Source organism: Mucilaginibacter sp. McL0603 (assembly GCF_049992945.1).
GTDB lineage: Bacteria > Bacteroidota > Bacteroidia > Sphingobacteriales > Sphingobacteriaceae > Mucilaginibacter.
Genome location: NZ_CP188251.1, coordinates 2,224,584 through 2,240,629 on the forward strand (window position 1 = coordinate 2,224,584; position 16,046 = coordinate 2,240,629).

General features: G+C 41.0%; 7 protein-coding genes. 6 read left to right on the forward strand and 1 reads right to left on the reverse strand.

Annotated elements, in window-relative coordinates; translation table 11 throughout:
* Entirely contained in the window at positions 1 to 762 is a 762-nt protein-coding gene (locus ACPPVU_RS10475; RefSeq protein WP_426671652.1) for an NUDIX hydrolase, read from the reverse strand.
* Positions 763 to 975: 213 nt separating this feature from the next.
* Between ACPPVU_RS10475 and bglX the strand changes: the two genes are divergently transcribed.
* The 6 genes from bglX (at position 976) to ACPPVU_RS10505 (ending at position 16,011) form a co-directional block, all read left to right on the forward strand.
* Entirely contained in the window at positions 976 to 3,285 is a 2,310-nt protein-coding gene (bglX, locus tag ACPPVU_RS10480) for a beta-glucosidase BglX (RefSeq protein WP_426671653.1), read from the forward strand.
* 888 nt (positions 3,286 to 4,173) lie between these two features.
* Complete coding sequence (locus ACPPVU_RS10485; RefSeq protein WP_426671654.1) at positions 4,174 to 7,425, forward strand: SusC/RagA family TonB-linked outer membrane protein; 3,252 nt, start codon at positions 4,174 to 4,176, stop codon at positions 7,423 to 7,425.
* Between the two features lie 29 nt (positions 7,426 to 7,454).
* Positions 7,455 to 9,374: a RagB/SusD family nutrient uptake outer membrane protein gene (locus ACPPVU_RS10490; protein ID WP_426671655.1), complete on the forward strand. Its 1,920-nt coding sequence runs from the start codon at positions 7,455 to 7,457 to the stop codon at positions 9,372 to 9,374.
* Positions 9,375 to 9,540: 166 nt separating this feature from the next.
* Complete coding sequence (locus tag ACPPVU_RS10495) at positions 9,541 to 13,128, forward strand: VCBS repeat-containing protein (RefSeq protein WP_426671656.1); 3,588 nt, start codon at positions 9,541 to 9,543, stop codon at positions 13,126 to 13,128.
* Positions 13,125 to 14,441, forward strand: a complete 1,317-nt coding sequence (locus ACPPVU_RS10500) for a vanadium-dependent haloperoxidase (protein ID WP_426671657.1) — start codon at positions 13,125 to 13,127, stop codon at positions 14,439 to 14,441. Before ACPPVU_RS10495 ends, ACPPVU_RS10500 begins: the two co-directional genes overlap by 4 nt.
* Before the next feature lie 16 nt (positions 14,442 to 14,457).
* Entirely contained in the window at positions 14,458 to 16,011 is a 1,554-nt protein-coding gene (locus ACPPVU_RS10505) for an FG-GAP repeat domain-containing protein (RefSeq protein ID WP_426671658.1), read from the forward strand.
* Positions 16,012 to 16,046: the final 35 nt, after the last annotated feature.

Genomic DNA, 16,046 nt, shown 5'->3' on the forward strand with positions numbered 1-16,046 from the left:
TTACCATCCGCTTTTTAATCCTTCTTTCAGGGCATCCTGGTAATTTTTCAGATCGAAGGAATAGAGGTAGGGCGCTTTATGCGCTCCGCCTTTTCGTGGTTGTTCAGACCGGTTTAAAATGCCAAAGCCCAGCATCCTGCGCTGAAAGTTGCGCCTGTCGAGTTTTTTATCCAGGATGGTCTCGTATAGTTTTTGCAATTCGGGCATGGTAAATTCCTTTGGCATCAGGTTATAACCAATAGGTTGATAGTTAAGCTGTAGACGCAGAGTATCCAATGCCCTCATTAATATTCGGGCATGGTCAAGTTTCAGATCAGGCAGATCGGTCAGATCATACCAGGTACAGCTTTCAGAATGAGCATCGGGAGTGGGGTTTACGTGCACAAAATCAACCAGGGCATAATAACCGATGGTCAAAAATCTCATCGAGAACCAATTTTCGTCAGGAGGCAGCATGTCTTTATACAGATCATGGTGTGGCCTTGCCCTTTCAGGATCGCCGAATACATGAAATTGCTGCAGAAATATCTCATCCAGCCCGGTACGCTCTTTCAAAATGCGGTTGGCAGCCATCTCTATAGGTTCGTCAGTTTGAACAAAGCCGCCGGGCAAATACCACGATTCTTCGTTTTTTACTTTCAGCGACAATACCTTCAACTGCCCTTCATGAAATCCAAAAACCACACAGTCGATCGAAATATGATCGAGATAACTGCTGCGGGCCGTTTCGCAAAACTCTATAAGTTCCTCTTTAGTAAACATTTTATGCTATTGTACAAAAAATACTTTGATTATCCGAATTATAATAAATAGTATTGTGTTCAAAATACACCATATTATATAGGTATGGTTGTACAAACCAATTTAAACTCAGATTTTATAAATATACCTTGTACCGGTTTATATTAATTTAATTTGTAAAGATATTATTTATCGCAAAGTTCCTTTAGTAAGATAAAACCCGTTTCTATTAAAATGAAAAATTATTTCTCAAGCCAGGTATTACGGAAGATCGTAGCAGTATCCGTATTGGCTATGCCTGTAACCGTCGCTGTAGCTCAAACAAAAAGCGGAGACACCAAAATGGATTCTTTTGTTAGCGGCCTGATGACTAAGATGACCTTAGACGAAAAAATCGGTCAGCTTAATTTAGTAACCAGCGGACGCGCCTTAACCGGTTCGGTAGTTAATAAAGGAGTTGAAGAAAGTATTAAAAAAGGAAACATCGGCGGGATATTTGGTGTATATGGTACCGATTATATTAGTAAGGCGCAGGATCTGGCAGTAAAGAACTCACGTTTGCATATACCATTAATATTCGGGCTGGATGTAATACACGGTCATCGTACTATATTCCCTATACCGTTGGGGATGTCGGCAACATGGGATATGGGCCTGATCGAACGTTCTGCAAAGATCGCAGCAAGCGAAGCGACAGGGGAGGGTATCAACTGGGTTTTCTCGCCAATGGTAGATATTGCCCGTGATCCACGCTGGGGACGTATATCAGAAGGTTCAGGCGAAGATCCTTACTTGGGTTCGCAAATTGCAAAGGCTATGGTAAAAGGGTACCAGGGCACCAGCATGAAAAACAGCGATGCGGTAATGGCTTGCGTAAAGCACTTCGCCTTATATGGCGGTGCCGAAGCTGGTCGCGAATACAATACTGTTGATATGAGCCTTATAAAAATGTACCAGGATTATTTGCCGCCATACAAAGCAGCAGTAGATGCAGGTGCAGGTAGTTTCATGAGCTCATTCAATACTATAAATGGTGTGCCTGCAACGGCTAATCAATGGCTGTTAACTGACGTGTTGCGTAAGCAATGGGGATTTAAAGGTTTTGTTGTATCAGACTATACAGCGGTTAGTGAGTTAACTGCACATGGATTAGGCGATCTGCAAACGGTATCGGCTCTGGCATTAAAAGCAGGTTTGGATATGGATATGGTAGCAGAGGGATTTTTAACCACGTTGAAGAAATCATTAAAAGAAGGGAAAGTTACCCAGCAGGAAATTGACCTGGCTTGCCGCCGAGTACTGGAAGCAAAATATAAACTGGGTTTATTTGATAATCCTTATAAATCCATCAATGCTGATGTGGAATCAAAAACTGAACTGACAGAAACTAACCGCCTGGCAGCAAGAGAAACCGCAGAGCACTCATTTGTATTACTGAAAAATCAGGGTCAGATATTACCATTGAAAAAATCCGGAAATATTGCCTTGATAGGTCCGCTGGCTGATAATCATTCAGAAATGTTGGGTACCTGGGTTATTGCAGGTGATCCTAATAAATCGGTAAGTGTGATTGACGGGATAAAAAAAGTGGTTGGATCAAATGCTAATATATTATATGCGAGAGGATCTAACTTTACTGATGATTCGTTACTGAATGCTCGTGCGTGGTTTTTTGGAATGAAACAGATCAGGGATACACGTCCGGCACAGGAAATGATAGACGAAGCTGTTGAAACAGCTAAAAAAGCCGATGTGGTAGTAGCTGTAGTTGGCGAATCAGCAAATATGACGGGCGAATCAGCAAGCCGTTCTGATATCAACATACCAGAAACACAACGTGATTTGTTAAAGGCGCTGTTTAAAACAGGTAAGCCTATTGTATTGGTATTATTTAATGGTCGTCCGCTTACTTTGACATGGGAAAATGAACACGCAAATGCAATACTAGATGTATGGGCACCAGGTACCGAAGCAGGTAATGCTGTTGCAGATGTATTATTTGGTAATTACAATCCTGCAGGTAAGATCACTGCAACGTTCCCTAAAAATGTAGGGCAGGTACCTATATATTATAACCACAAAAATACAGGTCGCCCATTTGATGATAAAGGACCGGCTAAATTTAAATCAGACTATATTGATGTTTCCAATGCTCCGCTTTTTCCGTTTGGTTATGGTTTAAGCTACACTACGTTTAATTATAGTGATGTTAAACTAAGCAAAGCCAGCCTGAAAGGTAATGAGACATTAACCGCCACTGTTACTGTTAGTAATACGGGTAAGCTTGCAGGAGAGGAAGTAGTTCAACTATATGTCAGCGATCCTGTTGCAAGTATCAGCCGTTCTGTTAAAGAATTGAAGAATTTTAAAAAGATAATGCTTCAGCCAGGAGAACAAAAAGAAGTGTCATTTAATATCTCTACACAAGATCTGAAATTCTATAATACGAGGCTTAATTATGATTGGGAGCCCGGACAATTTATCGTAGAAATAGGAACTAATTCAAGCGATGTGCACTCGGCATCTGTACAATGGGAAAAGTAAAAAAGCAATGATATTATTTTGTCCGGTTTACTGTACTCTGATATAAGGGTATAGGATATAGAATCATAATAATTAGGGCCTTAACTGTTTAAAAAGTTAAGGCCTTTTATTTTGTTTAGTTGATTGCAGAGCAATAAATTTTTATATTTTTCGGGCTTATTAAATGTGATTTAAACATTTAATTCATTCAAATCAGACTAAAAATTTATGATACTTTAGCGCATAGTTATGATGATATTTTAACATTGTTTGCTGTTTGTATAAAGTGTAAATGGTCTTCATTTTACAAGTAAATATCTCAACACATATTCCATTTTAACCATTTATGATACGAAATTGCATCTGTTTGAAAGTCTGCACACAATTATAACAGCTTTTTTACATTAAGTTTTTCGCAATTATTTAATTAATATGTTGAATTATTTTCATTTTTTAATCAAATATTCGCGCTTCGTATTGATTAATTAATACAAAAAATAATTAATTTGTAAATCTGTAAATTGTACTTGTGTAAACAGTACACTCTATTTAAATTAGATGCAGTACCAATTAAGTTTTCCCGAACAACAGGAAAACACATATAACCTGATATAATTATAACATAATGAATTTTTAATATCCTGCACTGCAAAGTGGCTGGTATATTAAAGCAAAAGGAACAGCGACTGTTTTTTAGATTTATTATATAATAAAATTAAATGATAAAACTTTTACACTTTTCTCTTTTATGTGGTTTCCCCCGTACCCTAAATAGTTTCAAAGGGCACCGCGTAAAGCTTTTTGACCCCAGCCAGTAGCCCTCCGTAAGGCTTACTATATATTCTGATATCTCACTAAGAATTCAATTGTCAACTAAATCAATAAATTAATCAACTAAATCTCAATCTCATGTTTAAAAGTTTACTTCTAAAAGGAAGGATGCTGTGCATATTGTTATTATGCACGCTCTCCTCATTGGTAGTTACCGCACAAACAAGGATTACCGGAAAGGTCATCGGCAGCGATGATAAGCAAGCGGTAATTGGTGCTACCGTAAAAATTAAAGGTACGAACGTAGGTGTAGTGACCGATGTCAACGGTGCTTTTGTGGTTAACGCAAAAACCGGCGATGTTTTGGTCATCTCCTATATTGGCTACCAACCCAAATCGATTCCTGTAACAGGCGAATCTTTGGGAACCATAGTGCTGGACATTACCAGCAGCACCCTGAACGAGGTGGTGGTAACAGGTTATCAGACCCAGCTTAAAAAGGATATCTCTGGTGCAGTTGCTACAGTAAATGTGAGCGATGCCAAAAAGATAAATGCTACCAGTTCGGAGCAATTATTGCAAGGGCAAGCTTCAGGTGTTACTGTAATCAACTCAGGTGCACCAGGTGCCCAAAGTTCAGTATTTGTTCGTGGTATATCCAACTTCGGTAATAACAACCCGTTGTATGTTATTGACGGTGTGCAATCTGGGGACATGTCTACAGTTAACCCGGTTGACATTGAAAGCATCAGTGTGTTAAAGGATGCCGGTGCAGCAGCTATCTATGGTGTGGCTGGTGGTAACGGTGTTATTATTGTTACTACTAAAAAAGGTAAAGCTGGCCGTTCTACTATCAGCTATGATGGTTGGTATGGTACGCAACGCCCATTGAGTGGTAACGTTTGGAACCTGATGAACCCCACCCAGCAATCACAGTTGGCCTTTACAGCGAATGATCTGGCTACAGAAGGTTTATATCCGGGAGGTCCTGGCGTGATACCTACTTATGGTTATCATGGTACAACCGCAGCAGGCGCTTTTGGTACTGCTGGTGTTACCAGTGATCCCGCTATCTTGCCATATTATCATTTTGATGCTTCAAACCCGAATAATGATTTCCTGATCCAGAAATTCAATGTAGCAGGTACCGACTGGTTCCATACTGTGTTTAAACCTGCTCCAGAAATGCAGCATACAGTAACAGGAAGCGGTGGTACTGATAAGAGCACTTATTTGTTCTCATTAAACTATTTGAACCAACAAGGTACTTTACTCAACAACTATGAGAAGAGATACCAGGCACGTGTAAATACCAATTTCAGCGTAGCCAATAACCACATCCGCATGGGTGAAAATGGTTATGTGACTTACCGCGAAAATAATGGTGGTTATAATGGAAGTCAGCAATTTGAAGGTGGCCCTATCGCTTATACCTTCCGCGAAATGCCTATTATTCCACAATTTGACGTAGCAGGCAATTACGGTGGTACTTATGATGTATCCAACGGTGAGCCGCTTGGTAACGGCAGCAGCCCTTATGCTATACTTGCCAACCAAAAAACTAATAATGCACATTTTGTAACAGTACAGGGTAATTTGTATGCAGAGGCAGACTTTGCTAAATACTTTACTGTACGTACCGCATTCGGCGGCAATTTGTACAATCAGTATTATTGGAACATTTCCTATAATACCTATAACGATTTTGAAACCCATACTTCACCAAACGGCTCAAGTGAAAACGAGCAAATGAACAGCAATTACAACTGGACCAATACTATCAGTTATAAGCAAACCTTTGGTAAGCATAATGTCTCTGCATTTGCAGGTTATGAGCAACAGGCATTTCAGGGTAGAGAATTCCATGCTTCTGGCCAGGGATATTTCTCTCTTGACCCTAACTATGTACAATTGCAGTATGGTGCGCCTGTTCCAGTTCCTACCAGTACTATCTACCAGCCAACAGCTACTGAATCGTTCTTTGGACGTGTAGATTATACTTATAACGACAAATATATCCTGGCAGGTACTATACGCCGTGACGGATTCTCAATCTTTTATCCTGGCCACCAGTGGGGTACTTTCCCTTCAGTGTCTGCAGCATGGCGCATTTCTCAGGAAGATTTCCTGAAGAGTGTTAGCTGGATACAAGACTTGAAATTGCGTGCCAGTTATGGTGAAGCCGGTAACAATAAAAATATCAGCGGTAGCAACGCTTATACCAGCTTTCAATCTGGTCCTGGTTCTTCTTACTACGGTATTGGCGGTACTAATACTACTTCGCAAGGCTTTTTCCAGCAACAGATCGGTAACCCGAATGTAACCTGGGAAAATGACAAGATCACCAACATAGGTATCGATGCTTCTTTATTTAACCATTTAGAACTTTCTGTTGAATGGTATAAGAAAGCAATCAGCGGTTTATTGTTCCCATTCCCGCTTCCGGCTACTGTGGGTGGTGCTACTGCTCCTACTGTAAATATTGGCGATGTTCAAAATAAAGGTCTTGATTTTTCTGCTACCTATCATGGTAAGGTAAGCAGCGATTTCTCTTTCAGCATTGGTGCAAACATTACTACTTATAAAAACACAATCACCAAATTACCTGATCCGGGCTATTTCGATTACGGTGCTTCACGTGATAATTTTATTGCAAGAAACCAGGTTGGTCACCCTATCGGCGAATTCTTTGGTTATCAAACCGCAGGTATTTATCAAAATGCCTCACAAGTATCCAGCCTGCCTGGTTATGATCAAGCTGCCCCGGGTTCATTCATTTATAAGGATGTTGACGGAGATGGCAAGATCACCCCTGCTGACCGTACCTGGATCGGTAACCCGAACCCGACCTTTACTTATGGTGTAAACCTGAATGCCTCTTACAAAAGGTTTGACTTCACTATGGTGCTATATGGCTCATATGGTAATAAGGACTTCAATTATGTAAAATACTGGACTGATTTTTACAGTACCTTCCAGGGTGGCAAAAGCCTCGACCTTTATAATAAGGCAGCCATCGTTTCAAACGGCGTAGTAACTAATCCGGGCGCTACTTTACCGGCAGCATCCTATTCCAATGCTTTGGGTTCAAGTACCATCAGTTCTTTCTATGTTGAACCAGGTTCATTCCTGAAATGCCGTGTTGCACAAATAGGTTATACTTTTGATCCGGGAATGCTGAAATCAGTTGGTATGGATAAGCTGCATGTTTATATACAGGCAACCAACTTGTTTACCATTACCAAATACACTGGCTTAGATCCGGAACTGGTACCATCGTTAAATGTTAACGGTAGTACAGATAAGGCAAATGCAGCTCAGGGTATCGATTATGGAGCATATCCAAACAACCAGAAGCAATATATTTTAGGTGTTAATTTGACATTTTAATTGATAGATTATTAAAAAATTTTAGAGTTATGAAAAATTCTTATAGTAAATTCATTGCCCTGGGATCACTTGTCTTTCTTACAGCCACATATTCATGTAAGAAACTTTTAGACAAGCAGCCATCAGGTGCATTATTACCCACAGTATTGGCCAATAAGGCTGGTGTTGATGGGTTGCTCATCGGGGCCTATTCCATGCTGGATGGTTATACCCAGCAAAACGGCGGTACTTCATGGGAGTCTGGTATTGATAACTGGACCTATGGCGGTCTCGCGTCTGACGATGCTTTCAAAGGATCGAACACAACTGACCAGGGACCGGCTGCGCCGCTCGAAAACCACAGCGTGGATCAATCGGCTGACTATGTGAATCAAAAATGGGTAGCTGTCTACAATGGTATCCAACGTGCTAACGACGTGATCAGGGAAATACCTTTGGTTACAGATGGTTCAGTAAGTACTGCTTATGCTGCTGAAGTAATAGGTGAAGCCAGGTTCTTACGTGGTATCTATCACCTGGAGGCTGCAAAAATGTGGAGGAATGCACCTTATGTTGATGAAACCATCACTTATACTGCTGGTAATTACCAGGTAGGTAACCCCGGCCCTATTTGGGATAAAATAGAAGCAGATTTCACCGCAGCTATGGCTGCCCTGCCTAAAACACAACCACAGGTGGGCCGTGCCACTTACTATGCAGCTGAAGCGCTTTTGGCAAAAACTTTAATAACCGACCATAAATATTCTACGGCTTTGCCAATGTTGACTGATCTGATCGACAATGGTACTACAGCCAACGGTACCCATTATAATATAAACGGGGCATATGAAGATAATTACAATGCTTCTACAAAAAATGGTCCTGAATCAGTATTTGCGGTACAAATGACCGCTAATGACGGTTCTAATGGCTATAATGGTAACGAAGGCGAAGTGCTGAATTTCCCTGCTGGTACCTACACAGGCTGCTGCGGTTTTTATCAGCCATCTTACACCCTGGCAAACGCATTTAAAGTGGATGCAGCTGGTTTACCAATGCTGGGCACTACGCCAACTAGCGTAGCTTCTTATAATGCGGATCAAACCACAAAAACAACTTCTACAGTTACTTTACCGAATTATAATATTACCAATCTGGGCCACGATCATGGTTATTCTTTAAGCAAAACCGGTAAGTATACTCTTGGCGGCGTAGATACCGGAACACCATTTGTTGCTCCAACTGATGCGCTGGATCCACGTATTGACTGGACTGTAGGCCGTCGTGATATTCCTTATCTGGATTGGGGGCTTTGCGGTGGAGAAGCATGGTCACGTGGTGACTTGAATCCTTATAACCCGATCAAGAATGTTTTCTGGCATGCTGCACAAGCTGCAACTGCTGGTAATGGACAGGGTTGGGCTCAAAATCAGGACGTTGCCAATAACTATAACATCGTACGTCTTGCTGATCTGTATCTTTGGAGAGCAGAATGCTATATTGACGCAAATAACCTGCCTGCAGCATTAGCTGATGTGAACAAAGTAAGAGGCCGTATGGTTGATCACCATGAATATTGGGTTCATAAATACCTGGATAATTCTAACCCAGGCGGAGGATTTGCAGCAGGTGATACTAATTTAGCTGCAAATTATAAGATAGCCAGGTACGTATCGTTCCCATCAAAGGCTTATGCCCTTGCTGCTGTAATTATGGAAGAACAGCTTGAATTCGGTATGGAAGGACATCGTTTCTTCGACCTTCAACGTCAGGATGCGCTTTATGGCGGCCCTGCTGGTGCAAGCTATATGGCTAATGTTTTAAATGCTCACACTAAAGCCGATACCAGGATCAATAACCCGGTATTAAACGGAGCCGTATTTACCGCAGGTAAAAACGAGCTTTGGCCAATACCTCTTCAACAATTTGATATTGAAGCTGGTAAGCTAAAACAAAATCCAGGCTATTAATAATTAATGCAATTTTAAAAGAGGTGGTGATATATATCACCACCTCTTTTTTTATATATTAGCATGTAGTTTTTTGCATTAGATCAGCGTTATCAGTTTCAAAAAAGCAGAAACCGTTTGGTTTAATCGCAACTAAAGAATTACCCCTAAAATGCAAATTGTTGTAATGAAGATTCAATATCTATTATATCTTTTTATCCTTTTTCTGTTAGTTTCCTGCAAAAAACCAACCCTGTTTGAACAAGTTTCCTCATCTCATTCAGGTGTGCATTTCAACAATAATGTTATTGAGAATGATACAATAAATCCATTAGATAAACTCAATATCTATAATGGAGGCGGAGTTGGTGTAGGTGATTTTAATGGAGATGGTCTGCAGGATATTTATTTTATTGGTAATATGGTACCGAACAGATTATACCTTAACAAAGGTGATATGAAGTTTGATGATGTTACAACAGAAGCAGGTGTAGGAGGCAAAGGCGGCTGGGGGCGGGGTGTTGCCGTTGTTGATATTAACAATGATGGGTGGCCTGATATTTATGTGTGTAATACTTTATTAAACGATTCTGTAAAGAGGCGTAACTTGCTTTATATCAATCAGGGACCGGATAAGAATGGGGTTCCTCATTTTAAAGAAATGGGCGAAGAGTATGGATTGGATATATCAGTACATTCAACCATGGCGTCATTCTTTGATTATGATAATGACGGCGATCTGGATATGTATCTGACCGTTAATGAGGTTGACCCGACGGATAATACAAGTTTATTTAAACCAATTGTAAAAAACGGAACAGCAAGGAGCACAGGCCGGCTTTATCGAAACGATTGGGACGCTGTTTTAAAACATCCCGTATTCCATGATGTGTCTAAACAGGCAGGCATATTAATAGAAGGCTTTGGTCATGCAGCAACTACGGTAGACATTAACCGCGATGGATGGAAAGACATATATGTAACCAACGACTTTTTGCCCGATAATATATTGTATATCAATAACCATGACGGTACGTTTACCGATAAATCAAAGGAATATTTTAAACATACCGCCTCAAGTGCAATGGGACAGGACATCGAAGATGTTAACAACGATGGGCTTGCCGATGTATTTGAGCTGGATATGAATCCCCCTGATAATTATCGTAAGAAAATGTTCATGGGATCTGATAATTATCAGTTGTATCAGAACTATGATCATTATGGGCATCAATATCAATATCCGCGTAACACATTACAATTAAACCAGGGCCCACGCGTAGGACAAAATGACTCCATTGGTGATCCTGCTTTTAGCGAAATTTCATTCCTGAGCAATGTTTCGCAAACTGATTGGAGTTGGGGTCCTATGCTTACTGATTTTGATAATGATGGTTACAGGGATCTGATTATTACCAATGGCTATCCCAGGGATGTAACGGATCATGATTTTATGAATTTTAGGGCTCAATCTTATTTTGTTGCAAGCAAAAAACAAATCCTTGATCAAATACCAATAATAAAGATCCCGAATTTCGCCTTCAGAAATAACGGCAAATTGGAATTTGATGATGTAACAAATAGTTGGGGATTGGGAACGCCAACTTTTTCAAACGGTGCAGTGTATGCCGATCTGGATAACGATGGGGATATGGATCTGATCATTAATAATATTGATGATGAGGCCATGATCTACAAAAATACTTCACGCGAGAAGGATCCGAATAACAGTCATTACTTACATGTTAAATTTAATGGTGGAGAATTTAACCGGGATGGAATAGGGGCATGGGCTGATATTTATTATGACCATAACAAACACCAGGTTTATGAAAACACACCTTTCAGAGGGTATTTATCTACCATACAAAATATAGCTCATTTTGGTATGGGGAAAGCTACTGTACTTGACTCGGTTATTATACGCTGGCAAAATGGTAAAAAGCAAATACTGCAAAATGTAAAGGCTGACCAGCTGCTAAAAGTAAATATAGCCAATGCAAAAGACCCATATACATTTAATCAGCCTGAAATTGACAAGCAATCCTTATTTACCGAGGTTACAAGAATGCTCGGTGTTAATTATAAAAACCAGGATCAGGACTTCGTTGACTTTAGCGTCCAAAAGCTCTTACCACATAAGCTTTCAGAATATTCACCAGGTTTGGCTGTAGGTGATGTTGATGGTAATGGATTGGATGATATTATTGTTGGAGGTACATCTAAATACCCGGCACAGGTATTTTTACAACAGCCTAATGGTAAATTTATTCAGCGTAGCTTATTGCCGCCTGCACAGATGGATCAGAGGGATAAATTTAAGGACGAAGGCCTGCTGTTACTTGATGTCAATGGAGATGGCAAACTGGATCTGTATGTGGCTAGCGGTGGCTATGCTAATGATCCAGGTTCACGTTTTTACCAGGATAGGCTTTATATTAATGATGGTAAAGGCAATTTTACAGAAGCTACAGATGCCTTGCCGAAAAACTTCACCAGTAAATTATGTGTAAAAGCGGTTGACTATAATAAAGATGGGAAGCTTGATCTGTTTGTATCTGGCCGTGTTGACCCGTGGAATTATCCTAAACCGGTTTCGAGTTTTATTTTGCGTAATGACAGCAAGGATGGACATATCAAATTTACAGATGTAACGGCATCTGTTGCCAAAGATCTGAAAAACATAGGCTTGGTTTGTGATGCTGTATTTACTGATTTTGATAATGATGGCTGGCCCGACCTGATATTGGCAGGAGAATGGATGCCTGTAACGTTTTTAAAAAATGATCATGGTGTATTCAAAAATGTAACAGCTGGTACTGGCGTACAGAACAAATTTGGCTGGTGGAATACCATTGTTGCCGGTGACTTTGATCATGACGGTGATATTGACTACATAGTTGGTAATACCGGATTAAATACCTTTTTTAAGGCAAGTGATGAATACCCGGTCTATATAACCGCAAAAGATTTTGACAATAATGGCAGCTACGATGCTTTCCCTTCCGTGTTTTTAAAGGATCAGAGCGGTAATATGAAGGAGTTCCCGGTACACACGCGTGATGATATTATAAAACAGATGATAGGAATGCGGGTGAAATTTCAAAATTACAAGTCGTTTGCTACTGCAACTATGGATCAGGTAATCACTCCCGAGATGCGGGAAGGTGCCTTGAGGCTTAAAGCGAATACGTTACAATCGGTTTATCTGCGCAATGATGGAAAAGGCAAATTTACTATGATACCTTTACCTGTCCAGGCACAAATATCACAGCTTTGCGGTATGTCTGTTGAAGATTTTGATGGAGACGGTAACCTTGATGTTGTTATAAACGGCAATGATTACGGCACTGAGATAACCACGGGTCGTTATGATGCTTTTAACGGATTGATGTTAAAAGGCGACGGAAAAGGGAATTTTGAACCTTTAACCATTTTACAAAGTGGTATTTATATACCGGGTAACGGTAAAGCATTAGTTAAACTGACTGGTGCACATGGAAAGTATTTACTTGCAGCCAGCCAAAACAGGGATGCGATGAAAATATTTGAGCTTAAAAGAAATATCCATACAGTTAAGTTGGAGCCACTGGATATGTTTGCCACTATAACTTATAAAAATGGAAAGACCGTAAAGCAGGAATTTTATTATGGTGATTCGTTCTTGTCTCAATCTGGCAGGTTTATGAATATTGATGATACGATAACATCGGTTACTATTACAGATAATTATGGGCATACAAGGAGTATTCCCGTCAACAAAGATTTAAAATGAGAACCATTAAAATATTATTTGCAATTACACTGGCTGTTTTTGCGTCCTCCTGCAGTCATAAAGGAGCAGCCCCGCCGGACGATGCCTCGGTGCTGCATACGAACGAAGACCAGCTGACGAACGTGATCATATATGATGTGTTCACCCCGCCGGTAGCCTCCAGGATCTATGGCTATACCTCGCTGGCTGCTTATGAGGCCATCCGTTATGCTGATCCGAAATACAATTCGATCACCGCGCAGCTCAAAGGCTTCGGCAACCCGCCCGAACCGGAGAAAGGGAAACAGTACAACTATACACTGGCAGCCACCAAAGCTTTTTTTACCGTAGCGCATAAAGTGACTTTTTCGGTTGATACGCTGAAAAAGTATGAAGACGGCGTATATGCCCGCTTTAAGGATCAGCTGGACGAGAAGACCTATACCCGCTCAATGGACTTTGGCGAAAAGATCGGCAAGATGATCCTGAAAAGGGCTAATATGGACTATTACCCGCAGAGCCGCGGCAAACCCAAATATTTGGGCAGCGGCGATCCGGGCAAATGGCGCCCTACGCCACCCGACTATATGGATGGGGTAGAGTTCTGCTGGGGACAGATACACCCGCTGCTGATCGATTCGGCCTCGCAGTTCCCGCCACCACCGCCACCCGCTTACAGTGAGGACAAGAACAGCGCCTTTTTTAAACAGGCGATGGAAGTATACCAGCAAAACAAATCGCTGAGCAAAGAACAAAAGACGATCGCCACTTACTGGGATGATAACCCTTTTGTGGTGGTACATAACGGCCATATGATGTTTGCCGATAAGAAGATCACCCCGGGGGGGCACTGGATGGGAATCACGGCCATTGCCTGCAAGCAAAGCCACGCCGGTGCGATAAAGACAGCCCAGGCTTATGCACTGACCTCTGTTGCCCTGTTTGAATCGTTCATCACCTGCTGGCAGGTGAAATACAATTACAGCTACGAAAGGCCGGTATCGGTGATCAATGAGAAGATCGATCATGACTGGCTGCCGCTGCTGCAGACCCCACCCTTCCCGGAATATACGGCAGGGCACAGCACGATCAGTGCAGCCTCGGCTACCGTGCTGACCCATGTGTTTGGTGATAACTATAAATTCCAGGATACCAGCGACCTGCATTACATCGGTCTGCAAAGGCATTTTGACTCGTTCAACAAAGCTGCACAGGAAACGGCGATGAGCAGGTTCTATGGCGGTATCCATTACAAAAACAGTTCACTGATGGGAGCCGAGCAAGGCAACAAGGTAGGTGAATTCATCTGGCAAAAACTAAAATTGACTAAATAGAATTTTTTTATAGAATATGAAATTTACTAAAACCGGACTTTATACTACTTATCTGCTATTGTTTGTACTTCTGTGTTCAGGAAGTGTGTTATTTAACGGATGCAAGAGCAAAACCAACGTTTTTCAGCCTACGGGCGATACTATAGCTGATGGCGCAAAACTGGTTCAAATTTATTGTACCAAATGCCACCAGGAGGTTCCAACTGATGCGCTTAACAAAGATGTGTGGAAATACCACACCCTCCCGGCTATGTCACATTACCTGGGACTTTCAACTTATGGAGGCGGGTATTTCAAAAAAACAGCTGATAGCGTTGGGATTTCATTAGATAATTGGCAAATATTAGTTGCTTATTATAATAGATTGGCACCTGTCGCATTACCGACACCTAAGCCACCTGCTCCTCTGCTAAATGATTGGGCGGGTTTCAGCTTAAAAAAACCGTCGGAAAATAAAGAGATTGCTTTTACCACAATGGCGGTTGTAGATCAATCAACCCGGAAAATATATACCAGCGATGCGCGAATAAATAAACTATTTGAATGGGATAAGGACCTTAAAATGCGTGCAGTAGCCGAACTTCCTTCCCCGGGTGTGAGTGCCAGTTTTATAAAGGATGATAAAGGTGCTGATGTGGCCATAGTTTCATGTGTGGGCGAGTTGCTACCAATGGACTTTCCCAACGGAAAAGTGATGAAAGTGAATCTTAATGAGAAAAGCGAGATAGCTAATCCCGAATTGCTTTCCAGTGATCTGTCAAGGCCGGTACAAACCGTAGCCGGAGATTTTAATAAGGATGGACTAAACGACTGGGTAATTTGTTCGCAGGGAAATAAAGCAGGGGCAGTTTATTTATTAACTCAAAAATCTGATCATTCTTTTACACAAAGTACTATTATCAATAAAGCCGGTGCAGTACAGGCACAGGTGGGTGATTTTAATAATGATGGATGGCCAGACCTGATGGTGTTATTTGGGAGCAGCGATGAGGGATTATGGCTATTCTTAAATGATCATAAAGGGGGATTTACATCAAAAACATTGTTGCGTTTTCCGCCGGTTTATGGATCAACCAGTTTTCAGTTGACTGACATAAACCATGATGGTAAGCTCGATTTGATTTATACCAGTGGTTACAATTTCAGAGATTCGCGCATTATGAAACCTTATCATGGCCTTTATATTTTCACAAATCAGGGGGACTGGAATTTTAAACAAAGTTATTTTTATCCCATCAACGGCTGTACCAAAGCAATTGCAACTGATTTTGATGGAGACGGTGATATTGATATAGCCACCTGCGCTTTTTTTGCTGATCTGAAGGGTAGCCCTTCTGAAGGCTTTATTTATTTTGAACAGGATAAATCAATGAGCTTTAAGCCTCATGCTGTACCAGTAAGTAATTACGGCCGTTGGATGAGCATAGATACAATTAATAATGGCCATGGTGGCAGGCCTGACATTGTGTTGAGTAACTATTCGACAGGTTTAGCTATTCAAGCTGACTTGAAACCATTTTGGAATGTACATTTGCCATTCATAATTTTAGAAAATCATACTAAAAAATAACCGGCAAGTATTACTACTTAAAAAAGCTGGCCTGA